Consider the following 24174-nt stretch of genomic DNA (forward strand, 5'->3'; position numbering starts at 1 on the left):
TGCGCGACTGCCTGGATCGTCCTACGAGGTGATCGAGGAGTCGTTCCAGGAAGAGCCGACCGCCCGGCCGGGCCGTCGCCTCGGAGAGAGTGAGCGGTGAGCCCGGGTGGATCTTGACCTGCGGAAGCTCCGGTATTTCGTGGCCGTGGCCGAGGAGCTCCACTTCGGGCGCGCGGCCGAGCGGCTGCACATCGCGCAGCCCGTGCTGTCCCGGCAGATCCGGAGCCTGGAGGACGACCTGGGCATCGAGGTCTTCGCACGGGACCGGCGCGGCACGCTGCTCACACCGGCCGGGGAGCAGTTGCTGGAGGACGCCGTCCCACTGCTCGCCTCGGCCGAGGCGCTGCTGCGGCGGGTGAGGGCGGCGGCGCGCGGCACCCCCACGCTGACCATCGGGTTCATGCCCGGCATCACGGTCACCCCGGCCACGGCCGTCTTCACCGCCCGCCGCCCCGGCGTCCACGTGCGTCTGCTGCGCACCAGTTGGGACAACCAGGTGGAGGTGCTCCAGGACGGCCGGGCGGACATCGGTGTCGTACGGCTGCCCATCGACCAGCGGGGCCTTCAGGTGCGACCGCTCTTCCGGGACCCCCGAGTCGTCGTGCTGCCGGCGGGACACCGTCTGGCGGACAGGGCGTCGGTGACCGTCGGCGACCTCGCTTCCGAGCACCTGCTCCAGGACCCGGACGCCGTACCCGAATGGCGCGACGTGGCAGTGGAGTTGCGGGAGCGGCGGCGCCCCGAGGTGCCCGCGATCCACCAGGTGGAGGAGAAGCTGGAACTGGTGGCCTCCGGTGCGGGCATCTGCGTGCTCCCGTTGTCCACCGCCACCTTCTACACCCGCCCGGATGTGATCCCGCTGCCCGTGGAGGGCATCGGTCCCAACGAGGTGGCCCTGGCATGGGTGGCGTCCCGGCGCTCGCCCCTCGTCCACGACTTCGCCGAGGCCGCGGCGGAGACCCTCGGCCGGCCCCGGACCGGGGAACAGCCGCCGCAACGCTGAGGATCGCACGAGAAGCCACTCCGGATCCCCCGGAGACACCGGCCGGGTTCACCGGGCTCGGCCTCAGGCGCCGGTGGCCCGGTGCCGTAGTGCAGGGAGAGGTACGGACGGCGCACCTCGGCACGGTCCGGGCGTGGCCCTTCACACCTCCGCCCTCCGCGACCCCACCAACGACGAGGCCGCCCGGTACCGGTCGCGGTCTCAGCCGATCGTGACGACCCGTGCCCAGGGCGGTGGGGTGTCCGGGACGTGGTCGGGGTCTTCCTCGTCCACGGCGTGGGCGGGGCGTGGGAAGAGGCCGACGACGGTGCGGCAGGGCGGCTGGGTGGAGGGCCACGGCGTCTGTCCGTCCGTGAGGACGACCACCACGTCCGGGCGGGGACGGGAGCGCAGCGCCCGGGTGAAACCGGAGCGCAGATCGGTTCCGCCGCCGCCGACCAGTGCGATGTTCTCGGCGCGGCAGAGGGGGACGGCGACCCCGGCCGCCGCGTCGCAGGAGATCACCGAGACCAGGTCGCGCCGTCCGCCCACCGCCCGCGAGATCGCCGCGACCTCCAGCAGCGCGCCGCCCAGTTCGGCGTCGCTCACCGACCCGGAGGTGTCGATCACGACGCAGACGCGGGGCGGTTTGCGGCGCAGGCTCGGCAGCAGTACTCCGGGGACGCCGGCCGAGCGCCGGGACGGACGCCGGTAGCTGTGGTCCTCCCCCGCCCCCGGCGCGCCCGTCGCCGAGCGGACCGCCGCTCCGAGCAACTGCCGCCAGGGCTGCGGCGGATGGAACACCTCCTCGGCCCATCGGCGCCAGCCCTCCGGCGCGTGGCCGGGCCGGCCTTTGATGCCCTCGGCCACCCGGAAGCGGACCGCGTCCCGCTGCTGCCTGCTCAGCCCGTGTGCCCCGCCGGGTCCCAGCTCCCACGGCCGGGCCTGCCCGTCGGCACCGCTGCCGCAGTCCAGCCATGCCAGGTCCGCGGTGAGCCCGGACAACGACGCCGTGCGCAGGTACTCCTCCATGAGGAGTCCTTCGGGCAGCCGCAGCATCGACGGGTGCACCGCTCCGAGGGGGTGGGGCAGGCCGTCGCCGTAGATGTCGTCGTTGATCTCGAAGTCGGCGGCGATGTTCCGCCGTAGCCGCCCGGGGCTTTCGGTCGGGGGGACCCCCGTCTCGCTTCGCTCGCCCGGCTCCTGCTTCTCGTGCTCCCGCGCGTACCGCTCGCCGCGCGCGTGGTGGTCGCGGAGCAGGTGGGAGACCTCGTGCACCCAGACGCCCGCCAGTTCCTCCACCGGGGTGCGCGCCACGAAGCCGGGTGAGACGTAGCAGCGCCAGTGCGCGTCCACCGCCATCGTCGGCACCGAGCGGTCCTCCACCACGTGCAGCGCGAAGAGGGCGGCGGCCAGATAGGGTCGGACCTTCACGGCGTGCAGCCGGGCGGCCAGCAACTTCTCCTGGTCCAGCGACAGTCCGGGACGGTCGTACGGCCCACCGGAGGCGGCCGGCGGGGGCGGCACCGTGGCCCGTACCGGGCGGGGCGGCGCGGGCCGGGGCAGGGGACGTGGCAGCGGCCCGGGGCGCTTCGAGTGCCCCGTCATCGACGCGTTCCCGGGGTACGCCCGGCGCCGGCCGCCGTGGCCCGTCCCACCGACTGTTCCGCCCGTCGGGCGAGGTCGACCACCCCGGCCAGCCGCTCCACCGCGTCCGGCACCTCCCAGTCGTCGCGCCGCAGCGCCGCCAGTGTGGCCGCCGGGGCCACCAGCAGGTCGGGGGCTCCGGTCTCCAGGGCCCGGACCAGTACCGCCCAGCCCGCCTCCCACCGTCGCCGCTCCGGTCGCGCTCCGACGGCGGCCACCACCGCCTCCAGCGTCGCCTGGCGCAGATCGCCCCGCACGGGCAGTTCGGCGGAGGCGGGATCGGCCAGCAGCGATTCCGGGTCCGGCAGGTCCATCCGGTCCAGGTGGGCGAGGAGTTCGAGCCCTGGGCCGTCCCCCACCGCGCCCCGTACCAGCAGTGCCAGCACCTCCCGGGAGACGGAGGCCGCCGTGCCGAAGGCCAGCAGGGTCAGCGCGGCGTCCCAGCTGCGGGGCGAGGGCCAGGCGGCGCCGCGTCGTGTCTCCGTGCTCGGCAGCCGGTGGATCAGCGTCGGCCGGGCCCGCAGGAAGCCGCAGACCGCGCGCCGGGCGTGGGCCACCGCTTCCGGCAGCCGCTCGGGCACCAGCCGGGGCAGCTCCGCCCGGGGCCAGACCCCGCCCAGCCCGCGCACCACCACCTCCGGATCGTGCACCCAGTGCAGATGCACGAACCGGTTGGCGAGCGGCGGGCTCAGTTCCCACCCGTCCGCCGCGGAAGCGCGGGGATTGGCGGCGGCGACGATCCTCACTCCCTGCGGTAGTTGGAGGGCGCCCACCTTCCGCTCCAGGACGACCCGGAGCAGTGCGGCCTGGACGGCGGGGGTGGCGGTGGAGAGTTCGTCCAGGAAGAGCAGCCCCCGTCCGGCCCGCACCAGTTCCACGGCCCACTGCGGCGGCGCCATCGGCACACCCCGCACCGCCGGGTCGTCGCCCACGATGGGCAGCCCGGAGAAGTCGGACGGCTCGTGGACGCTGGCGATCACGGTCGTCAGCGGCAGGCCGAGGGAGTGGGCGAGCTGTGTCAGGGCCGCGGTCTTGCCGATGCCCGGTTCACCCCAGAGCAGTACGGGCAGGTCGGCCGCGACGGCAAGGGTGAGTGCTTCGAGCTGGTCATCGGGGCGGGGCTCGGTGGTGGTGGTCCGCAGGAGCTTCAGGAGGTCGTCGGCGACGGCGAGTTGGGCGCGGGTGCCGGACGGGCCGGCGGGCAGGGGTGCGGGCGCGCCGACGGCCGGGGCCGCGGTCCGCGCGAGGGTGCTGGAGGTCATGGGCATCACCTGGGTGGGACGAGGGGACGGGGCGGCCCGTCCGGATGTCATGAGGGCATGGGGCGCCGAAGGTGCGGCGCCGGTGGGCGGGGCGGGCGGAGGACGACCGGTCAGCGCATGAGGCCGGTGCGTGGCCGGGCCCGGCTGCTCCGCTTGCGGAGCATGGCGTGCGGGGTACGGCGGTCGGGCCGGGGGCGACGACTCGCGTCGGCGTGTTCCGCGTCCGAGGCGTTCCCGCCTCCCGCGGCACGGGCGGCGGGGTGCACGGTGACCAGCCCCGAGCGGAAGAGGCCGTGGTCGACGCGTCGGGTCGCGGCCGACTCCAGTTCCCGCCGGAGCGGCCCGTCGGGCAGGAGGGCGCCGGGGCCGAGGAGTCCCTCGACCACGGTCAGCGCTCCGGCGACGTCACCGTGGAGCAGCCGCTCCCGGACCGCGGGCAGTGCCTCCGGGCTGCGGTGCACCGCGTCGATGGCCCGTAGGCAGGGCAGCGCCGGCCCGCCGAGCCCCACCAGCAGGTTCTCCCGCCGCAGTTCCGCCGGATCGTGGTCGATCGCCGTCAGCACCCCGTCCCGCAGCGCGATCCGGTGGACCTCGCCCCGGCACCGCACCCGGTGCGGATCGCCGGGTTCGGGGGCCGGTCCGGTCGCTGCTGCCGGGTTCGGCTCCGCCAGCGCCGCGGCGACGAGCGGATGCAGGCGTTCGGCCGCGACGAGCCCGGCGCGCAGCAGTTCCAGATCGGGCAGGACGCGGGCCGCCGCCTCCGGCAGCACCGGAAGCGCGGCGACCTGCTGCGTCGGCAGCGGCTCCCGCAGCGGCCGGAACGTCGGGGCGTGGCTGTCGTCGGGCGCGACGAGTTCGAGCACGGCGCGGCTGCGCGCACCGAGCCGCACGGTGAAGGCGCCGCGAGGGCGGCGGCCCTCGGCCCGCAACAGCACCTCCGCCTCGGCGGCCCAGCGGGAGACCGCCCACGACGCGTCGCCGCCGCTGGGCCGGTCCGGATCACCTGGATCATGCGGACGGTCCGGAAGATCCGGAGGGGCGGGACGGCGGGGTCCGGCGGAGCGGCCGGACGGCACCATCGGCGGTGCGCCGTCCGCCCCGCATCGCTGCGCGAGTTCGCCGCTTCGTCCGGCGTCCCAGAGGTGCCGGTGCAGGTCGAGGCGGTGACGCCGGTCGGGGTGGGGGTGCGGGTGGTGCCCCGGGACGCTGCTTCCGGGCCCCTCCCACAGGGCCAGCGACATGCGCTGCCCGGCGTCCGCCCAGGTCGGTGGTGTCCGCACCACCAGGTGCAGCGGCGTGCCGCCCGAACTGCCGTAACGGGCCAGGGAGAGGGTGAGACCGGGCCGGAGCCGCCCGTCGGGGGCGATCCGGGGCATGTGCCAGCGGAGCAGGTCCGGCGCCAGCCGGCGCAGATCCGCACGGAGCACAGTGGCGGCATCGGTGCCGTGACGCTTGCGCACGGCGCGCAGATCGAGATCGATGTCGATGCGGGCGGCGGCGCAGGCCCCCGACCAGTCACCGACCGCACGACGCGCGGTCGCGGTCTCGATCATGGACAGTGGCACGGCGTACTCGCGTACGCGCTGCCACATCAACAGGCGGGACGGGATGTCGTTCGCGAAGTGATGTGCCATCAGCACTCACCTTGCGCGAACGAGTCCCCCAATCCGTACGAGGAGGAGTTCTTCATCTCCGGCATCGTAACCACACCGCTGACCACCTGTCCCCGAATTTCACACCGGGCGCACCGCGGCGGCCACCGGCGAGTCCGTGATCGCCGAGCGGGGTGATCTCCGGGTGGGCCGGCCAGGCCGAGCCGACCGGCGGCATGGTGACGCGCGCGGCGTGATGCTCCCGTCACGGACCGGGATCAGACCGGTGATCCGGGGCGCCGCCCAGTCGTGGAACAGCGCGGCAGGCGGCGGGCTCGGTGGACGGCAGACCGCTGGTGGCGAGCCGGTCCGCGGGGGTACGGAAGGAGAGGCAGACCCGGACGCGGCCGTCGTCGCGCTGAGCCGCCGGCGAGCGGTCTCCGCCGATCCTCCGGTAGTTGCTCCCACCGCCGAGGGCATCGCGCGGGGCACCCGGGCCGCCGCGCCGCACCACCCCTGGTCCGTCGGCCTGCTCGGCCGCCGACCCCACCTCGGCCGCAGGCACCGGCCCCCATGGAGACCACCCTCGCCGCCCTGGCCGCGGGCGTGCCCGACGTCGGCGCCGTGGCGCGGGCCGCAGAAGCGGTGAGCGTCTACGCGACCGGCGCGATCCGGCGCGATCCGGCGCGAGATCGGACAGGACGACAGCCGTCGGCGGGCCGGGTCCGGCGCGTATCCCACCCGGACGCCGGCGACCGGGCGATATCCGCGGCCGGGCCGCTTCGTCAGCGAGGCCGACCCCACCGATCCGACGGCGACGTCCGACGCGGGTCCACGGCTGGTCCTGGACGGGATCACCGGCTCTCACGGCTGGGGCCGGACGACTGTCAGGGCGGTCGCCCCTCGGCCGTGTGGCCGACTCGACAACCGAGCCGTCCTCGATCGCGCCTTCCGCCGGCAGGGCCCGCTCATCCCCTGCGCAGCCGCCCCGCAGGGGCGTCAGACGCCGAGTGAGATCGCGGCGCCGATGCCGCCCAGGCCGAGGGCGACGGCCGCCTCCGTCCAGCCGCCCCTGCCCCAGGGGAAGAAGCGGTCAGCGGCCAGCCGGCCGGGGCCGATGGCGGCGACGGCCAAGGCGGCGACGGCGATCGCCACGTTGTACTCCACACCGCCGTACGTGTCCCACAGGCCGTGGGCGGCGGTCACCGTGACCATCGCGTTGATCATGACGCCGATCAGGGCGGCAGCGGCGAGCGGGGTCAGCAGCCCCAGCGCCAGGCCGAGACCGCCGAGCAGCTCCGACAGGCCCCCGATCACGGCGAAGAGCTTGCCCGGGCGATACCCCAGGGACTCGAAGGCCTTGCCGGTCGCGGTCAGGCCGCCACCTCCGAAGAGACCGAAGACCTTCTGGGCGCCGTGCGCGGCCATGAACAGGCCGAAGGTCAGCCGGAGGAGCAGCAGCCCGCAGTCGGCCGCGGTCACCATCGGCCCGGTGGCCCTCGCCGAGGGCGCCGTGGCGGTGGGGTGCGCGGCCGGCTGCGGGGACTGAGGAGAACGGTTCAGGATGCGTTTGATCAACATGACAATGGTCCGGTTGGAGCGCCGAAACGGGCGTTTCCCCCAGCTCGCGCGGATGCCGAGCGACCGATGACGGGTGGGTGCGCGCGCCGCGCACCAGCACGGAGCACGCACGCCCCACAAGCGATCCTTGCCGTGCGGGGCGCGTTGTGCATCTGGGAGGCCCGACACCGGGGTGGGTGCGGCCGGGCCGGCGGCACACCGCTCGCGGCGCGACACCGGCAGCGTTCCGGCAGAACACCGACACCCGCCTCGGCGCCCACACCTCGATGGTGAACGCCGTGTGACCGAAGGTCCGTGGACGCGCTCCTGATGGTCATCCCCGCCACCGGGTCCGGACACCTGTGCTCCGCCGAACCGGTGTGCGGTGGTCGTGCGCGTCGGTGACCATCGGCGCGCACGTCTTCGAGGAAACACGTGATGACACTTCGCAACAAGAGACCCGTGGCGGCCGGCTCACGCCGTACCGCGGTGGCGGCGGCGCTGGCGCTGGCGCTCGCCGGTGCCGTGGGCGGGGCGGGAACCGCCTTCGGCTCCGCCGCCGACCCGGCCGCGTCCCGGCACACGGCGCACCGTGACTGGCTGCCGGACACACCGCAGAACTGGCCGGTGGTGGTGGACCACACCCGTACACCGGCCGAGACCGTCACCCGTGGGCTGCGGCACTACAGCGAGACCTACGACACCGTCGGCGGTCGCCAGCACATGCAGGTGCTCACGGCTGATCTGACCGATCCGAATCTCCGGGTCGGGATGGTTGAGGCCGGCGACACCCTCACCGACCCGGCGGACGAGACGCCGTCCTCGATGGCCCGGCGCACCGGCGCGGTGGCCGGCGCCAACGGCGACTACTTCGAGATCCACGCCAGTGGACGCCCGCTCGGCGGCATCGTCTCCGACGGGCACATGCTGAAGAGCCCCAAGCCGGGTTTCGCCTCCCAGTTGGGCGTCAAGCCCGACGGCACCATGGTGATGGGCCCGGAGACGTTCTCCGGCACCGTCACGGCCGGTTCCGCGACCCGCTCGCTCACCTCGGTGAACACGGTGAACGACGTGTCCACCGGCGGCATCACCGAGGTCACCCCCGATCTCGGCGAGACCCCGGACCTGGCCAAGCCGTCCACGCTGGTGCTCGGCCGGGCCACGGACGGCGGCTTCGTCGTGGACGGTGTGCGGACCGGCGTGACCACCGTGCCACGGTTGGCCGAGGGCCGGCTCGGCCTGCTGGGCGCCGGCGACGGCGGGCAGTGGCTCACCGACAGCCTGCACACCGGTGACACGGTCGGCATCGCCACCCACCTCTCTCCCGACAACGATGTCACCCAGCTGATCAGCGGTGTCGACACCCTGGTCAAGGACGGCAAGGTCTACCGGGACCCGACCGGCACCCCGCCGAGCGGCGCCAACCCGGAGACGGCCGTCGGCATCACCAAGGACGGCAGGCACGCCGTCGTCGTCGCCGTCGACGGCCATGGCGGCGCTGCCACGGCCTTCGGCGTGACCAGGGACGAGGTCGCCGGTTACCTGGTCGCCCACGGCGCCCGGACCGCCATGCTGTTCGACGGCGGCGGCTCCACCACCATGGTCAGCCGTGCTCCTGGCGCCGACCGGGCCGAGGTCGTCAACACGCCGTCCGACCTGCCCGGCAACACCGAACGCCCGGTCGCCAACGGCATCTTCTTCTACTCCACCGCCAAGGAGCCCGGACCGGCCGCCGAGGTCGTCGTGAACGGCGGGAAGACACTCACCACCGTCGCCGGCGGCTCCGTCCCGCTTCCGGTGTACGCCGTCGACCGGTTCGCCAACCCGGCGGCCGGCCGCGTCCGGGTCCGCGTCGAGCCCGCCGACCTCGCCACCTACGACAACGGCGTGCTGACCCCGCACCGCACCGGCACGGGCCGGATCATCGCCTCCGACGGCACGGCCTCCACCTCCGGGAAACTGGAGGTGGTCGGCAGACTGAAGACCCTCACGGTCTCGCCCGACAAGGCCGACCTCGACAACGGCGCCACCCAGCAGCTGACCCTGTCGGCCACCGACAAGGACGGCGACCAGGTGCGGATCCCCGCCGAGGCCGCCACCTGGAAGGTGAACCCGGCGGGTCTCGGCAGCGTCGACGCCCACGGCCTGTTCACCGCCGACGCCGACGCCGACGGGCTCGCCGAGGTGACCGCGACGGTCGCGGGCGCCACCGGCAGCACGTCGATCGCCGTCGGCAGCGTCCGCAAGGTCATCGACCCCATGACCAGCCTGGACGTCTGGCGGCTCGGCAACAACACCACCGGCAAGCCCGCCACCCTGGCCGTCGACCCGGGCGTCGTACCGCCGGGATCCGACGAGCCGGGATCGCTGAGGCTGGACTACTCGATGCCCGCCGGGTCCGGCGTGAAGCAGCTGGTGCTCTCCCCGAAGACCACCCTGAAGACCGACACGAACAGCGGCCAGGTCCCCACCGGCATCGGTGTGTGGATCAAGGGTGACGGCAACGGCATCGAACTCGCCGAGAAGTACATCGGCGTCAACGGCTCCTCCACCACGCTCTACCCGACGTACGTCACCTGGAAGGACTGGCACCTGGCGGTCGCCCAGCTGCCCGCCGGCATGCAGTTCCCGCTGACCATCAGCTTCATCGACTTCCTGGCGATCAGCCCGGGCACCCCCTACAGCGGCTCGCTCAACGTCGCGGGCCTCCAGGCCCTGTACTCTCCGCGGCCCGTCACAGCGCCCGCGTACCACGCCGTCCCGGAGAATCCGGCCTGGCTTTCCTTCGAGGAGGACTCCGCGGACTTCGCGAGGCGCGGCACCACCCTCCTCACCGGTGACGACGCCCATCTGCTCGCCTCCGACCCCGGGTCGGTGAGCAGCAACGTGATGGACTCGATCGCCGGCTGGCTGCCCACGCTCACCCCGCAGGCCCGGCCGGACGCCGCCCAGTTCCTCGGCGACATGGCCGACGACGGCAAGCTCCCGGATCTGCGGTTCGCCAAGTCGAAGATGGACGCGCTCGGCATTCCCGAGCGTGACATCGTCGGCAACCACGAGATCACCCAGGGCGCCGACGCCGAGAACGGCAACTACAGTGACACGTTCGGCGACACCCACTACGCCTACACCCAGGGCGCGGCACGGCTGATCGTCACCGACAACTCGCACGGAAGCCTTCAGTCCTCGGACCCGTTACAGGACCCGGAGGGCGCCCAGTACCCGTGGCTGGTCCAGCAGTTGACGGACACCACCGCCAAGGACGTACTGGTCGTCACGCACATGCCCGCCTACGATCCGCACCGGGCCGCGAACAGCCAGTTCACGGACCGCTGGGAGGCCCGCATGTATCTGCGGCTGGTGCAGCGCTACCAGCAGGCGCACCCCGAGCAACACGTGATCATGATGTACGGTCACGCCCGCGGTTTCGCCGAGCAGATCCTCGATCCCGAGGGGCGGAGCGTGACCGCCGACGAGGGCGGCATCCCGCAGTTCACCTTCGCCGACCTCGGCACGCCGGCCTACGCGCCGGCCGACCAGGGCGGCATCTACCACTTCGGGCTGATCCGGATCGGTGACGACGGTGACCTCCAGTACACCGTGGAGCCGGCGCTCGCGTCGATCACGGTCCACGGTCCGAAGGACCCCGTCGCCAAGGGCGACCACATCGCCCTGAGCGCGACGGGCGAGCAGATCGGCGGCGACGACATCGCGCCGCTCACGATCCCGGTCGCGGACCCGGTCTCCCACGTCTGGACGTCGAGCGATCCCGAGGTCGCCTCGGTGGATCCCGCCACCGGCGCCCTGACCGCCCACCGCCCCGGCACCGTCACCGTCTCGGTGACCGCCGGCGGTGTCACGGGTCGTACCGGGGTCGTCGTCCGGTGAGCTGACCCACGGCCGGGGTGCCCGTGGCCTTCTCGGGCAGCCCGGCCCACCGGGACCGCTTCCGGCGCCGGCCGGCCTCCCCGCGCGGATCCGGGCGTCTCGCCTCCGTGCTACCGACGGCCCAGGCCCGAGGCGGGAGGGTTCAGGGGTTCGGCGTGTCCGGGGTGGTGGGGGCGGCGCGGCGATCGGCCTCCGTGCTGCCGCCCCACACGCCGTACCGCTGTTCGGACGTCGCGGCGAATCCCGCGCACGGAACGCGCACCGGGCACTGCCGGCAGATCTCCTGCGCCCTCTGCTCGCGCCGGCGCCGCGCGGAGCCCCGCTCACCGGGCGGTGAGAAGAACACCGAGCTGTCCATGCCCCGGCAGGCGGCCTCGGCCTGCCATTCCCACGTCCGCAGAAGCGGCTTGAGCTGCGTCGTCATCGGCTGGTGCTTCCTTTCGGCTGCGGTCTCATACGGGGGGATTGGTACCGGGGGCGTGCGGGCGGTCGCGTGCGGGGTCAGCTCACCGCGTGGACGGCGTCGCGGATGAGCCGGGCCACGGCCGTGGGCTGCGAGAGAGTGACGGCGTGCGAGGCACCGTCGATCTCGACCACCGTCGCCCCGGCCCGCGCGGCACCGAAGCGCTCCGCATCCGGGGTGATCACCCGGTCCGCGCCGGCCACGAGGGCCCACGACGGTTTGGTCCGCCACGCGGCGGCAGTGGCCTTCTCCTCGACAGCGGCCAGGGCCAGCGGAGGTTGACAGGAGGCGAGCACCTCGGCGACCGGGGCCGACACATCGGCGGCGAACACGGCCGCGAACGCCTCCACGCCGAGGGTGACTTCGACGCCCGCACCGCCACCGGGGACCGGGTAGCTCCACCGCCGGAGGTCGCCCGCCGGTCCGGCGGCGGGGAAACGGCCCTGGAGTTCGCGGAGGCTCTCCCCTTCCTCCGGCACATGGGCGGCGACGTAGACCAGGGCGACGACGTTGTCGGCGGTGCCCGCGACGGTGATCACCGCGCCCCCGTAGGCATGCCCGACCAGGACGACAGGGCCGTCGATCTGCGCGGCCAGTGACGCGATGCGCGCGGCATCGGCCGCGAGGCCGCGCAGCGGGTTCGGCGGAGCGACGACCGGGATGCCGTAGCTGTGCAGCTCGGCGACGACGCCGAACCAGATCGCCGTGTCGGCGAACGCTCCGTGAACCAGGACGACGGTGGGGGGTGGGGGCATGGCGGTGTTCCTTCCCGGTTCACGGGGGTGTCGGCGAGGGGTGGCCGGCCAGGGGGCGGACGTCGGCGTGCCCGGCGGCCTCTACGGCTTCGCATGGGTGGCCTCGTGAGCGGTGGTGGGATGCGGGGCCGCGGCGGCGGGAGATGCCGGCGGACGGGCCGGCGGGTGCGTCTGGCGGTGGCGGGTGGGCGGCTCAGGCGTCGCAGGACACGGCGGCCTGCCACTCCTTGGGGGTGATGCCGTAGGTCTGCCGGAAGAGACGGCTGAAGTGGGAGGGGCTGGCGAAGCCCCAGCTGTTGGCCACGGCGGCCACGGTACGGCGCCGCCCGCGCAGTTCGGCGCGGCAGGCGTCGAGTCTGCGCTGCCGTATCCAGGCGCTCACGGTGGTGCCGCCGGACTGGAAGAGCTTGTGCAGGTAGCGCACCGAGATGTGGTGTGCCCGGGCGATCGACTCGGGCGCGAGGTCCGGGTCCATGAGGTTGTCCTGGATGTACTGCTGGATCCGCGCCAGCATCTCCTGGGCCCCGGGGGCGGAGCGCCGGCCGCGCGTCTGGAGGACGTCCCCGACGAGGAGGGCCACGAGGTCGGCCGTGTTCAGGGCGAGGCGACGGCCGCCGGTCAGGCGCTGGTGGCGCGGCGTTCTGGCGAGTGCGGTCAGGAACTGCGAGACCAGCGACGTCAGGCCGCTCCGACCGCTGAGGTGCGTGTGCGAGACCTCGTGCAGATCGGCCGCCGACGCGTCCAGCAGGCACAGGGGGATACGGAAGAGGGCCAGCTTCTCGCCGGGGGAAAGGAGCTGGGGGCGGCGGAAGGCGGCGCCGATGACGATGTCACCGGGCTCCAACCGCAGAAGGGAATCGTGCGGGAAAATCACCGTCTCGTCGGAGACGTTGACGGCCAGATACAGGTGGTCGTCGTCGCCGACGGTCGGCCAGGGCAGGTTGATGAAAGGGCCTGAATCATTTCCCGGGGCCGTGGTGGACGGCTCGTGTTCGGGGGTTTCGGGCATGGCAGGGGTGATCGACCGGGTCACATCGGGCTCCCGTCGCTTCTTTTTCATGTTCGGTTTTCCAAAGACGAAACCGGAAGCCGGATTCAGACGTTCACGTCGGTGTGATCCACTGGATCCGGCCGCTCGGAGAGGAATCGGCCGACGACGTCGTTGAAGGCCGGCGGATTCTCCAGGAAGGGAAAGTGCGAGTTGGCCACCGTGGCCGGGAAGACATGGAGTCGCGCGCCCGGGATCCGCTGGGCGACGAACTGCTGCGAGCGCGGGTGGACATGACTGCCGTCGCATCCGATGACCAGCGTCGGCACATCGATACGGGGCAGCACGTCCCGCCAGTCCTGGGCACAGTGGTCGAAGAGCAGCGGCACTCCCGCGTGCGCGGGGGTGGCTCTGATCTGCTCGGCCACGAAGGAGAGGATCCCGGGGTCGGGGTCACCGGAGAACATGCCGCGGACGAACTCGTATCGCGCCTGTTCACCGCCCGGACCGGCGAGCTCCGCACCGAGCGCGAGCAGACCGGCCACATCGAAGATGGCACCCGACTGCCGTTGCTCCTCGACCGACATCCACGGCACCGCGGCGACGGCCGCGGGCTGGTCCACGGCGACGAAGCGCCGCAGACGGCCGGTGCCGTACTGGTCGACGAAGCTCCACCACACCGAGGCCCCCATCGACCAGCCCAGGGCGTCGAACCGGTCGAGACCCAAGTGGTCGACGAGGTCCAGCACATCGGCCGCGAAACGAGCGATGCGATAACCGTGGTGCGGCTTGTCGGACACCCCGTGCCCCCGGAAATCCAGGGTGATGACGCGGTGCGCGGGGGGAAGTCCCCGCACCTGGTGACGGAACATCTCCTGCGTCTGTCCCCAGCCGTGCAGCATGACCAGAGGAAATCCCTCTCCCCCGCTGTCCCGGTACACCAGGCGCACTCCGTCGCCGGTCGTCAGCTGTTCCACGGCCCCCACGTCAATCCTTCCTCGTACTCCACCGCTACGGCGTGCTCCGCGTCGGCGAGTTACGGTTCTGTTTCACGGGCCCGGCCTCAGCACGGCTCCCGCATACCGGAATTCTGTGCCACCCGACACCTCGCGCACCACCGCGCTCCGTAGTGATCGACCGGCGGAATCTTCGTCATTCTGTAGGGGGCTGGTACCGCACCCCGGCGCCGCGTAGTGATCGGGCGGCGCGCGTTTCCTCACTCTGTAGGGCGGGCCCGGTTCCGGCCGGCACCGGTGGGGTCCCGCGTTCTCCCGCACCGGGAGGCGGCCCGGTCAGACGGCTGCCTGGACATCGGTCTCCGCCTGGAGCAGCTCAAGGGTGCGCAGGCCCAGGTGCAGGACCAGGCGGTCGCCGCCGCTGTCGAGGTCGAGGCCGGTGATCTCCTGGATCTGGCGCAGCCGGTAGTACAGGGAGGTGCGGTGGATCTGGAGGGCCTCGGCCGTGCGCGGGATGGACCCGGCGTGTTCGAGGAAGCACCGCAGTGTGTCCACCAGCCGCTGGCCGCCGGGGCTGTCCAGCAGCCGGTGCAGCGGTGTGGGCACCAGTGACGGGGTCAGGGCGTGGTCGGGTACTTGAAGGAGTACGGCGAGTTCGCCCAGCGATTCCCACGCGCCGACGCCCTTGAGGTGGGGCAGCCGGCGCGCGGCGCGGGACGCGACCAGGGCCTGCGCGTGCGAGGTCCAGGCGTCGGCGAGGCCGTCCTGGGTGCCGCCGATGCCGAGGACGGGGGCGGCCGAGGCTTCCAGGTAGGCGGCGAGTGCCTCCCGGACGGCCGTGGCCTGGTCTGCCAGTTCCTGTGCCGTCAACGGCCGGGCCGAGACCTGGAGAAGGACCGCGCCGTCCGGCGTGGCGGCCATGGCGCCGTCCGCCGAGCGAGTGCGCAGGAACCGCTCCAGGGACGCGCGCAGCGCGATCTCCACCTGTCCCGGCGGCTCCACCGAGCGGGAGACCTGGACGACGCTCACCACCGCGTGCGGGGCGTCGGGCAGAACGCCGCCGTCCAGGATCTGCCGGCGCGCCGCGGCACGGGCCGCCTCGCCGGTGCCGAAGAGGGAGTGCAGTGTCTCGTGCAGGTCCACCTCGTCGGCGGAGGCGGCCAGTTGGTCCGCGCGGAGCTGGGCGCTGATCGCCGGCACCGCCTGCGCGACACGGTCGGTCTCCTCGCGGGTGAGCGTTCCCTCCGGCGCGACGACCATCAGCAGGCCGAGCAGCTCGCCGCGCTCACGCAGCGGAACGCAGTAGCGGGTGAGCAGCCCCAGGTCGTCGCGGCCCGGGATGAACCCCGGCTTCGTCCAGCGGGCGACGCCCTGGTCGAGGACGTACCGGATGGCGACGTCGTCGGCCCGGCCCCGCAGCAGGCTGCGGATGCGGACCGGGTCCTCGTCGCCGAAGTGCTGGCTGGAGCAGATCAGCCGTACCAGGGGATCGTCGACGACCACGGACCGCTCCAGCCGTTCCGCGAGTTCCTCGATCAGTTCCTGGAGTGCGTCGCTGCCCACCCGGACGCGCAGTCGTCGCTCGGCCATGGCGTCTCCCTCCCTCTGCCCCGGTCTTTCTACAAGCCGTGGAAGGGGAGGTTCAAATGTTCAACAAGATGCGGAAGACCTTGCCGAAGGCCGCGGGAGCTGCCGGGTGGAGGCGGTACGGAGGCGTACGGACGCGTCGGCGGCCCCGCCGGGGCGGGGAAACGCCGGGTGGTTGCCTCAGAGCGCACCGCCCCTGGTCCCCGGGCGCACAGAAGGGCCGGTGTTCTTGCCGTGGCAGGTCGGCCGGCACCCGCGCAAGAGTGCACTCACGGGACACTTCCGGTGCGCTCGCAGGACACGGGGCCGGAGTGACGCGCCAGAGTCAGCAGGTGCGGCCCACGTAGTGGGCGCCCTGGATCTTGGTGGCGGAGCCCAGCCAGGTCTTGCCCGGGGCGACGCACCGCTCGTAGTCGGGCGCCAAGGCCACCTCGACCTTGATCACCACGTGGGAGCCGTCAGAGGTGCAGTGGTTGTAGTAGGCGTCGGAGCCGGTCTCGTAGAAGCCGCACGGATCGGCCGCGGCCGGGGTCGCGGTGGCGGTGCCGGCGCCCAGGAAGGCGAACGCGAGGGCGAAGGAACCGAGAGTGCTGATGAGCTGACGACGGACACGCACGACGAACTCCTCGTGGGATGCGGGAGGGAAGAAGACGTGCCGCCGGGACGGCGGGGCCGCCCGGTCGGGCACGCGCCCATGCTCACGGACCGCGGCGGCCCGGTACGCCTCTGCCCTCCGGATTCACCCGCCGAATCATTTCCTCGGTAGGCCATCCGGGTCACGTATCCGGACGCGCGCCCCGGAACTGCCCCAGGCCGCCGGACGAAGGGGCCGCTCTCCTCACGCCGCGGGTCGTCGGCCGGTGAAGTCCAGTGCCGCCGTCACCGTCCGCTTCAGCGCCTGGGCGTCGGCGCCCGCGCGGGAGCGCAGGTTCAGTCCGCAGGCGAGCAGGGCCGGCAGGTCGGCCGCGGCTGCCGGATCGGCCTCCGTGGCGAGCTGCCCGTGGGTCCGGGCCGTGACGAGCGCCGTGTACATCGCGTCCCGCGACTCCTGGTGGTGCTGGTCGAGGAGCGCGCGGACGCCGGGGTCGCCGTTCCCGGCGCCGGCGTGCGCGTTGGAGACCCTGCCGCTGCCGGCGACGTACGTGATCGACCGGGCGGACACCGACTGCACCAGCCGCGCGGAGCCGGCCGGCATCGTCACGGCCCTCGTCGCACTGGACTGACGCCGGCACCCGGCGCGGAGGCCGGTCACTGCTTCAGTGTGTAGAAGTGGATCGGCGAGTTCGGCCTGAAGCCGATGCGGGGATACACCGGCGCTCCCGCCTCGGTCGCGTGCAGTGTGGCGCGGGTCAGGCCGGTGGCCCGGGAGCCCTCGTACAGAGCCTTGCGCGTCACCGCCTCCCCGTAGCCCCTGCGCTGCCAGTCCGGCGAGGTGGCGACCAGCACGACGAACAGGCGGCCCTCCGCCTCGACGGCTCCGGCGCACGCCACCGGGACACCGTCCCGCAGCCCCAGGTAGGCGTGCACCTGGTGCTTCCACAGCGCCGAGCCGAGGAGTCCGTCGCGGCCGTCCTCCAGCGGGAAGCCGTACGCGCGCGAGTTCAGGTCCGCGTACGCCCGCACGTGTTCCTCGGTGCTCACGCGTACGAACGTCAGGTCCGGGTGGGACGGCTCGGGGATCGGGAGGAGGTCGCCGGCCATTCCGGTGCCGGGGAAGGCGTACGCGAGACCCGCCTCCTCGGCCGCGGTCCGTACGCCCGCGCGCGCCTCGTCGCCGAGGAGGTCCTCGAAGAGCCACAGGAATCCCGGGTGCCGCTTCGCGCGCATGATGTCCGCCGCCCGGCCCAGGCGTTCCCGGACCAGGGCCGTGTCCGCGTCGACGTCCGTCAAGGTGACGCAGTTCCAGAAGGAGAACCGGCAGTCGGCCCAGCGGACGGCGATGCCCGGGAGGTCCCGCACATCGGCGTCCGCGTCTCGGTCGAGCACCATGGAGCGCCAGACCACGGCGAGCTGCTCCATCGATTCGACCGACTCGGCATGGTTCTCACGATCCGTCACATCGCCTCCTCAACAGTGAAGTTGTCGCAGCCTATCCATTTCCGTTGGCTACAAGTGCTTAACGCATCTGGTCTGCCAGGGACATTCTTGTCGTCGGCTCTTGACTGGTCTGGTCCAGACCTTTAGGTTCACCGGCCAACAGCATCTACGCATACGACCAGCACTCACGTTCATGAACGCCTTCGTTCATGCCTGGCCCCCTTCCCGGGCCCGGCCGAGAAGGGAGCATCGGATGCAACAGGTGAGATCCGGCGCGGCACGCATCCCCATGTGGCTGGCCTTTCTCCTCGCGGCCCTGGTCAGCCTGACAGCACAGCCACCCGCCCAGGCCGCACCGGCCGCGGAGCCCTTCCGCGTACTGGCGCTGTACAACGGCACCTACGACGCCGCACACATCAGCTTCGTCCACGAAGCCAACCAGTGGTTCCCGCAGCAGGCAGCCGCGAACGGCTTCACCTACACCGCCAGCAACAACTGGGACCTCCTGGCGAACGGCGGCGTCAACAACTACCAGGTGGTCCTCTTCCTCGACGACCTGCCCCAGTCGGCCGCCCAGCGAGCGGGCTTCGAGCAGTACATGCGCAACGGCGGCGCATGGATGGGCTTCCACGTCTCCGCCTTCACCACCGACGCGCAGAGCTGGCCTTGGTACCACAACCAGTTCCTGGGCAGCGGGAACTTCGTCTCGAACACCTGGGGGCCGACCACGGCCGTCCTGCGCGTGGAGGATCGTACGCACCCCTCGACCCGGAACCTGCCCGCCACCTTCACCTCGTCGGTGAGCGAGTGGTACAGCTGGTCCAACGACCTGCGCCAGAACCCCGACATCAAGATCCTGGCCTCCGTCGACCCCAGCAGCTTCCCGCTCGGCACGGACCCCAACCAGACCTGGTACAGCGGGTACTACCCGATCCTGTGGACGAACACCAAGTACAAGATGCTGTACGCGAACTTCGGCCACAACGCGATGAACTACGACACCAACACGGCCCTGTCGTCCACCTTCGCCAGCGCCACGCAGAACCAGTTCATCCTGGACGGGCTGAAGTGGCTGGGCGGAGCGGCATCGTCCCAGCCGCCCGCGGACGGCATCTCCGAGACCGCCTGGTACACGCTGAGCAACGCCGGGAACGGAAGGTGTGTCGACGCCCGCGCCGCCGGCACGGCCAACGGGACCGTCATCCAGCAATACACCTGCAACTCCACGACGGCACAGCAGTTCCAGTTCCGCTCCACCGACAGCGGCTACACGCGCATCGCCGCTCGCGGCAATCCGCAGCAGGTCATCGACGTCGTCGACCGTTCCACAGCCGACAACGCGCCCTTGCAGCTGTGGTCCTACGGTGGTGGCACCAACCAGCAGTGGCTGCCGGTGAAAGAGGCCACCGGGCGGTACCACTTCACCGCCCGGCACAGCGGAAAGTGCCTGACCGCGTCCGGCACGGCCGCCGACAGCGTCCAGCTCACCCAGCGGACATGTGACGGCTCCGCCGCCCAGAGTTTCCAACTGGCCGCCCAGTCCTGATCATTCGGCCCCCGGTCCCGCCCCCTGGCCGGACACCGCCGCCCCGGTGCCACGTCCGCCGCGCAGCCGCGGACACCGCATCGGGGCGGCCCTCGTCGCGGCACCCGCCCACGGGCGGTGATTCGTTCACAGCGCCTGACGGATGGCGCGTGCCAGGTCGGCCGCGCTGGTCAGGGTGATGCGGGGCGCGTCGACGAGAGCGGTGTCGATGACCGCGGCGAGTCGGCGGGGCAGGGTGGGCAGCCGGTCGCGTACGGGCACGACCGGCTCGCGCAGGACTACGGCGACGGGATCGGCACCGGCCGGGAAGTCCCGTGGCGGCGAGCCGGTGAGCATCCAGTACAGACAGGCCGTCATCGCCCACAGATCGACCTCGGGCAGCGCGTACTTGAAGTCGATGACCTGGCCCCGCGGCATGAAGGCCAGGCTGCCGCCCATCGCACCGGTGAGGGTGTGGCCGGACAGGCCGGCGCTGTCGAACGCCTTGGACAGGCCGAAGTCGGCGACTTTGACGGTCGCGCGGTCCCTGGCCCCGGTGAGCAGGAGGTTCTGCGGCTTGATGTCGCGGTGCACCAGTCCCCGGTGCGTCGCCGAGGTCCCGTCGGCCAGCCGTACCGGCACCTTGGCCGCATGCGCGTAGTGCAGTCCCCGGAGCGCCTGGAGGGTCACACCCACCGCCTGGTCCACGCCGAGTCCGCCGCCGGCGCGGGCCACGAGGTCGGCGACGCTGCCCAGCCGGCAGAACTCGCAGGTGAAGTAGAAGGTGCTGTCGTGCACGCCGCCACCGTGGAAGGCGACGACGTGGGGGTGGCGCAGGGCGCGCGTACAGGCGAACTCGCGCAGGAAGCCGTCGCGGGCGGAGGGGTCGACGGCACGGTGGGCCGGCAGGGTCTTCAGGGCGAGGAGTTCGCCGGTCTCCTCGTTCCGGACGAGGTGGACGACGCCCTGTCCGCCGCGGCCGAGTTCCTGGAGCAGCCGGTAGCCGCGGATGCCGGTGAGTCCCGGCTCTCCGGCCTCGGCCGCGTCGAGCAGCGTGTGCAGTGCGTCGACGGGGTCCCGCGCGTCGGTGTGCGCCGGCGAGGGCTCCCCCGCCTGGACGGAGACGCGCAGTACCGCGCCGCCGACGCGGATCTCGTCGCCGTCGGCCAGGTCCCGCCCGGCCGCGCCCGACGCCAGCCGTTCGCCGTTGACGTAGGTGCCGTTGCGGCTGCCGAGGTCCCGCACGCGCAGGTGCGGGGGATTGACGTCGAGCAGGCAGTGGTGCCGGGAGACCTTCGTCTCGGTGCGGGCCAGCCGGATCCCGCACTCGCTCGCCCGGCCGACCAGGCAGGTGGTGCGGTGGGTGAAGACGTACGCCGCGGCCGTGGGCGCGCCGTCGGGGGTCAGGGTGACGGAGGACGGCATGTCACCAGTCGTAGTCCCAGTCGAGTTCCCAGCAGCGCACGGAGTCGACCCCGGCTGCCAGCAGGTGGCGGGCGTCGGCGCTCAGGGCCAGGCCGAAGACCTGGCCCTGGTGTCCTGACAGGACGCGCAGCCGCCGCCCCTGGTCGAGGTCCCACACGTGTACCTCCTCGTGCGCGAGGCCGGTGAGGGCGAACCGGCCGTCGGAGGTGAGTGTGAGGGTGTTGATCAGGCCGGGGTCGCGGATCTCCCGGAGCACGCGGCCCGTGGCCGGGTCGAGGACGACCAGGGTCCCGTATCCGGCGAACACCGCGCGCCGGCCGTCCGCGGAGGTCACCAGCGTCCTGACGCTGTAGGGGCCGTCCACCGTGCGGATCCGGCGCCCGCTCGCGGCGTCGTAGGAGTGCACGCTGGAAAGGCCGTACTCCAGCAGGGTCCGGCCGTCCGGGGTGAACCGCAGGCCGGCTCGGCCGGGGCGCCCGGTGTGCCGCCACAGACGCTGCCCCGAGGCCAGGTCCCACCCGCAGAGTTCGTCCTGGTCGTAGCGCCGCCGCCGGTCCTCTTCGGCGCCGGCGAAAGCGTTCGACGCGCCGTACCGGCCATCGGGGCTGATCGCGACCGACTCCACCTGCCCCTGGTGGGCACGGAACGCGAGAGAGGGCTTCGCGTGATCGTGGCGCCTCGCCACGTCCTCGATGTCCCAGCGGCACAGGTGTCCGCTGTCGTCGCCGGTCAGCAGCCATCCGCCGTCGTCGGCCAATGCCACGGCCCTGACGTCGTCGTGCGGCAGTGTGACGGTCCTGTCGTCCCGCAGATCGAGCAGGGCCGCCTCTCCCATGCCGTGGACGACGGCCCGGGTGCCGTCGCCGGTCACCACAAGGGCCACGTCGGCCGTGGCCGTCGAGGCGATCACGCGGTACTGCCGTGCGTTGGCGGCGTCGCACAGCAGGAACCTGTCGCCGTGCAGCGCGGCGAGGAACAGGCTCGTGTCCCCGACGAACGCGAGCGCCGAAGGGTGCGCCACTCTGCCGGTGAAGTCGAACGTCTGCCACGCACCGAGCAGTCCCGTACGGCGCCCGTGCCGGCCCAGCGCGTTCCACGCGTGCCGCAGGTCGGGATGGCGTGCGTGGCCGGGCACCGCCCGCGCGGTGCGCAGACAGGCGGCCGACCGGGCGTAGCGGCCCGCGTCCAGGTGCCGTTCGCCCTCGCGCATGGCCGCCCGGAACCGCCCGGCGTGATCGGACAGTTCGCCGGCGGCCCGGGGCCGGGCGTACGCCCACGGCGCACGGTAGCCCGGGACCGGAAGGGGTTGCACCCTGATCCGCACGCCGTCTGTCGTGCGCAGTACGGCGTAGCGGCCGTCGGCACTCACCGCCAGGTGGTGCACGTGCCGTGCCGTGCCGTCGTCGAGCGTGTGCAGGCAGCGGCCGGTCGCCGTCTGCACCACCTGAAGCGGGTTGCCGCTCCCGACGACGGCGAGGGAGCCGTCGGGGGTGAGGGCGAGCGCCGTGACATCCGTCAGGTGGTGAGGCGCCTGGGTGGCGATCCGGCCCGTCCGCACGTCCCACAGCACCATCGGCCCGCCCCACACCTGCACGGCGTACCGCGCGCCCGGGGCCGCGGCGGCTCTCCGCACGAAGCCTCCCCAGGCCGAGTGGAGGGGATTGGCCCGCGGCTCGGTGAGGACGGCCCGGCAGACGCCCGTGGCGACGTCCCACAGGCGGACCTTGTCGTCCCGCAGGTCGCCGGCCGTAAGGGCGACGGCGCCGTCGTCACTGAGCTCCAGCACGGTCATCAGCTCCACCTGGCTCCGCACCGGCCCCAGGACTCGCCCCGTGCGCAGGTGCCAGAACAGGAGGGTGCCGTCCGCGTGCCCGGTGGCGCCGACCGACCCGTCACCGCTGAGCGCGACCATGGTGACGCCGGCGGCAACGGGGCCCGGCGGAAGGGGAAGCCGCTCGCCGTGCGTGAGGTCCCACGCCTCCGGCGGACCCTGCTCGCGTCCGACCAGGCCGATCCGCCCCTCGGCGTCCATGGCGGTCACCACGACGGCCGGGCCCTCGGACGTCAGCTCCCGCAGGCAGCGGCCTCCGGCCGTTTCCCACACCCGCAGGCTGCCTCGATGGTCGCCGGACAGCACCAGGCCCCCGTCGGCCGACACCGCCACCGCGCTCACGCCGGCCTCGTGGCCGGCGAGGACCACGGGGCGCGTCCCCGGATCGCGCGTCAACTCCGCCAGCGCGGCCTCGGTCTCGGCCGGGTCCGGTTCGCCCGGGGCCGCCGGGCGCAGCAGTTCGGCGGCGCGCTCGCGGTCGTCGCGCTCAAGGTGGACCAGGCCGATCAGCCGCGTGCCCAGGGCGTCGTCCCCGCTGATCTCACGAGCGGACTCCAGTTCGGCGACGAGGTCGAGATCGGTCTTCTGCGCCGTGCGCCAGCGGTGCAGGCCGAAGTTGAAGGTCGCGATCAGGTGGTGGGGCTCCGCCGTCATCGCCTCCCGCCACCGCGCCTCGGCCTCCTCGGTCCGGCCGAGGTCGAGCAGGGACAGCGCCTGGTTGGAGAGCCCGTCCGCCAGCAGGGCGGCGGCCTGCGGAGCCCGCCGCGGGAACGGTGTGCCGGTGAGGTCGCCGTACTCGGCGCGCAGCACGTCGGCGACTTCGTCCAGCCGGGCCGGCCGCGCCGTCGCCTCGGTCTGGAAGCACTGGCGCAGCAGTCCCACGACCGCCGGCGGCATGGGCGGCACGCGGGGGTCGGCCGGGCCGGCGTCCAACAGCGCTTCGAGTACGGCTGCGGCGGCTTGGCCGTACCGGGTGGGACGGCGTCCGGTGAACATCTCCAGCACGGTCAGCGCCCACGACCACACGTCCGTCGCGGGGGTCAGCCGGATCTCCCGGCGTCCGGCCGCGGCGAGCGCCTGCTCGGGGGAGCAGTAGGCCGGGGTCATGCCGCCGAAGGTGACGGTGGACGGGGCGGCGGGCGTCCCGTCGGTGTCGGCCGAACGCGCTCCGGCCAGCCCGAAGTCGGTGACCTTGGCGGTTCCGTCGGGTTCGAGCATGACGTTGGCGGGCTTGACGTCCTGGTGGACCAGGCCGGTGTCGTGGGCGTGCTGGAGGCCCCACGCGGTCTGGACGGCGACGTCCAGCACGCGGGCGAGGGCGGCCCGGGGACCGCCCTCGTAGAGGCTGCCGCCGGTGATCGCCTCGGCGAGGCTGCCGCCGTCGACCCACTCGGCGAAGACACGGGGCACGCCGTCGACCGTGCGGACGTAGGCGCAGTTGACGGTGTGCGGGTGCAGGCCCAGGCTCACCCAGGTGCCGGCTTCGGCTTCGAACCGGCGCCTGCCCGTCTCGGAGGCGACCAGCTCCGGGCGGGGCGTCTTGACCGCGAGGTGCACGTTCCAGCCGCGGTGCCGGACGCGGTGGACCACGCCCATGCCGCCGCTGCGCACGTCGTCGAGTACCTCGTACAGATCGAGGACCACCTCGCCGGGCCGCCAGGTGCCGAGGGCCATCG

General features: G+C 72.9%; 17 protein-coding genes. 3 read left to right on the top strand and 14 right to left on the bottom strand.

Translation table 11 applies throughout. The features are described 5' to 3' along the window. The first annotated feature begins 106 nt into the window (after window positions 1-106). Window positions 107-1003 (top strand): LysR family transcriptional regulator, encoded by an 897-nt coding sequence (locus IE273_RS12315; protein ID WP_189815166.1) that lies wholly within the window; start codon window positions 107-109, stop codon window positions 1001-1003. A gap of 201 nt (window positions 1004-1204) precedes the next feature. Here the strand turns inward: IE273_RS12315 and IE273_RS12320 are convergent, their stop codons facing one another. The 4 genes from IE273_RS12320 to IE273_RS12335 form a co-directional block, all read right to left on the bottom strand. Next, entirely contained in the window at window positions 1205-2590 is a 1386-nt protein-coding gene (locus IE273_RS12320) for a vWA domain-containing protein (RefSeq protein ID WP_229887190.1), read from the bottom strand. Further along, window positions 2587-3891: an AAA family ATPase gene (locus IE273_RS12325; protein ID WP_229887191.1), complete on the bottom strand. Its 1305-nt coding sequence runs from the start codon at window positions 3889-3891 to the stop codon at window positions 2587-2589. Before IE273_RS12325 ends, IE273_RS12320 begins: the two co-directional genes overlap by 4 nt. 110 nt (window positions 3892-4001) lie before the next feature. Continuing rightward, window positions 4002-5525, bottom strand: a complete 1524-nt coding sequence (locus tag IE273_RS12330) for an amino acid adenylation domain-containing protein (protein WP_189815167.1) — start codon at window positions 5523-5525, stop codon at window positions 4002-4004. 957 nt (window positions 5526-6482) lie between these two features. Further along, window positions 6483-7064 (bottom strand): DoxX family membrane protein, encoded by a 582-nt coding sequence (locus tag IE273_RS12335; protein WP_373309329.1) that lies wholly within the window; start codon window positions 7062-7064, stop codon window positions 6483-6485. Between the two features lie 417 nt (window positions 7065-7481). On the opposite strand from IE273_RS12335, the gene IE273_RS12340 reads away from it, so the two are divergent. After that, the gene (locus IE273_RS12340) at window positions 7482-10931 is read left to right on the top strand and encodes a phosphodiester glycosidase family protein (RefSeq protein ID WP_189815168.1); all 3450 of its coding nucleotides are present in this window, start codon (window positions 7482-7484) and stop codon (window positions 10929-10931) included. A gap of 142 nt (window positions 10932-11073) precedes the next feature. Here the strand turns inward: IE273_RS12340 and IE273_RS12345 are convergent, their stop codons facing one another. The 8 genes from IE273_RS12345 to IE273_RS12380 form a co-directional block, all read right to left on the bottom strand. Then, complete coding sequence (locus IE273_RS12345) at window positions 11074-11355, bottom strand: WhiB family transcriptional regulator (protein ID WP_189815169.1); 282 nt, start codon at window positions 11353-11355, stop codon at window positions 11074-11076. Between the two features lie 77 nt (window positions 11356-11432). Next, a complete protein-coding gene (locus tag IE273_RS12350) occupies window positions 11433-12149 on the bottom strand; it encodes an alpha/beta fold hydrolase (protein WP_189815170.1) in 717 nt (238 codons plus the stop codon). A 193-nt stretch (window positions 12150-12342) separates the two neighbouring features. Next, on the bottom strand, window positions 12343-13158 hold the full coding sequence (locus tag IE273_RS12355) for a helix-turn-helix domain-containing protein (RefSeq protein ID WP_229887192.1): 816 nt from the start codon (window positions 13156-13158) through the stop codon (window positions 12343-12345). 86 nt (window positions 13159-13244) lie between these two features. Next, window positions 13245-14114, bottom strand: a complete 870-nt coding sequence (locus tag IE273_RS12360) for an alpha/beta fold hydrolase (RefSeq protein WP_229887193.1) — start codon at window positions 14112-14114, stop codon at window positions 13245-13247. Window positions 14115-14429: 315 nt separating this feature from the next. Then, window positions 14430-15683, bottom strand: a complete 1254-nt coding sequence (locus IE273_RS12365; RefSeq protein ID WP_189815172.1) for a PucR family transcriptional regulator — start codon at window positions 15681-15683, stop codon at window positions 14430-14432. A gap of 322 nt (window positions 15684-16005) precedes the next feature. Further along, window positions 16006-16296, bottom strand: a complete 291-nt coding sequence (locus IE273_RS12370; RefSeq protein WP_189815173.1) for a DUF6355 family natural product biosynthesis protein — start codon at window positions 16294-16296, stop codon at window positions 16006-16008. Window positions 16297-16518: 222 nt separating this feature from the next. Next, entirely contained in the window at window positions 16519-16881 is a 363-nt protein-coding gene (locus tag IE273_RS12375) for a TetR family transcriptional regulator C-terminal domain-containing protein (protein ID WP_189815174.1), read from the bottom strand. A gap of 47 nt (window positions 16882-16928) precedes the next feature. Further along, window positions 16929-17699 carry a GNAT family N-acetyltransferase gene (locus tag IE273_RS12380; protein WP_189815349.1) on the bottom strand — a complete coding sequence of 257 codons (771 nt, stop codon included), beginning with the start codon at window positions 17697-17699 and terminating at the stop codon, window positions 16929-16931. Window positions 17700-17970: 271 nt separating this feature from the next. Here IE273_RS12380 and IE273_RS12385 point away from each other — a divergent pair, with 271 nt between their 5' ends. Continuing rightward, the gene (locus IE273_RS12385; protein WP_189815175.1) at window positions 17971-19263 is read left to right on the top strand and encodes a ThuA domain-containing protein; all 1293 of its coding nucleotides are present in this window, start codon (window positions 17971-17973) and stop codon (window positions 19261-19263) included. A gap of 126 nt (window positions 19264-19389) precedes the next feature. On the opposite strand, the gene IE273_RS12390 is transcribed toward IE273_RS12385, so the two are convergent. Beyond that, window positions 19390-20667: a protein kinase domain-containing protein gene (locus tag IE273_RS12390; RefSeq protein ID WP_189815176.1), complete on the bottom strand. Its 1278-nt coding sequence runs from the start codon at window positions 20665-20667 to the stop codon at window positions 19390-19392. A 1-nt stretch (window position 20668) separates the two neighbouring features. Next, window positions 20669-24172: a WD40 repeat domain-containing serine/threonine protein kinase gene (locus tag IE273_RS12395; RefSeq protein WP_189815177.1), complete on the bottom strand. Its 3504-nt coding sequence runs from the start codon at window positions 24170-24172 to the stop codon at window positions 20669-20671. Window positions 24173-24174: the final 2 nt, after the last annotated feature.

It is taken from the genome of Streptomyces olivaceoviridis, from assembly GCF_014650115.1.
In the GTDB taxonomy this organism is placed as follows: domain Bacteria; phylum Actinomycetota; class Actinomycetes; order Streptomycetales; family Streptomycetaceae; genus Streptomyces; species Streptomyces olivaceoviridis.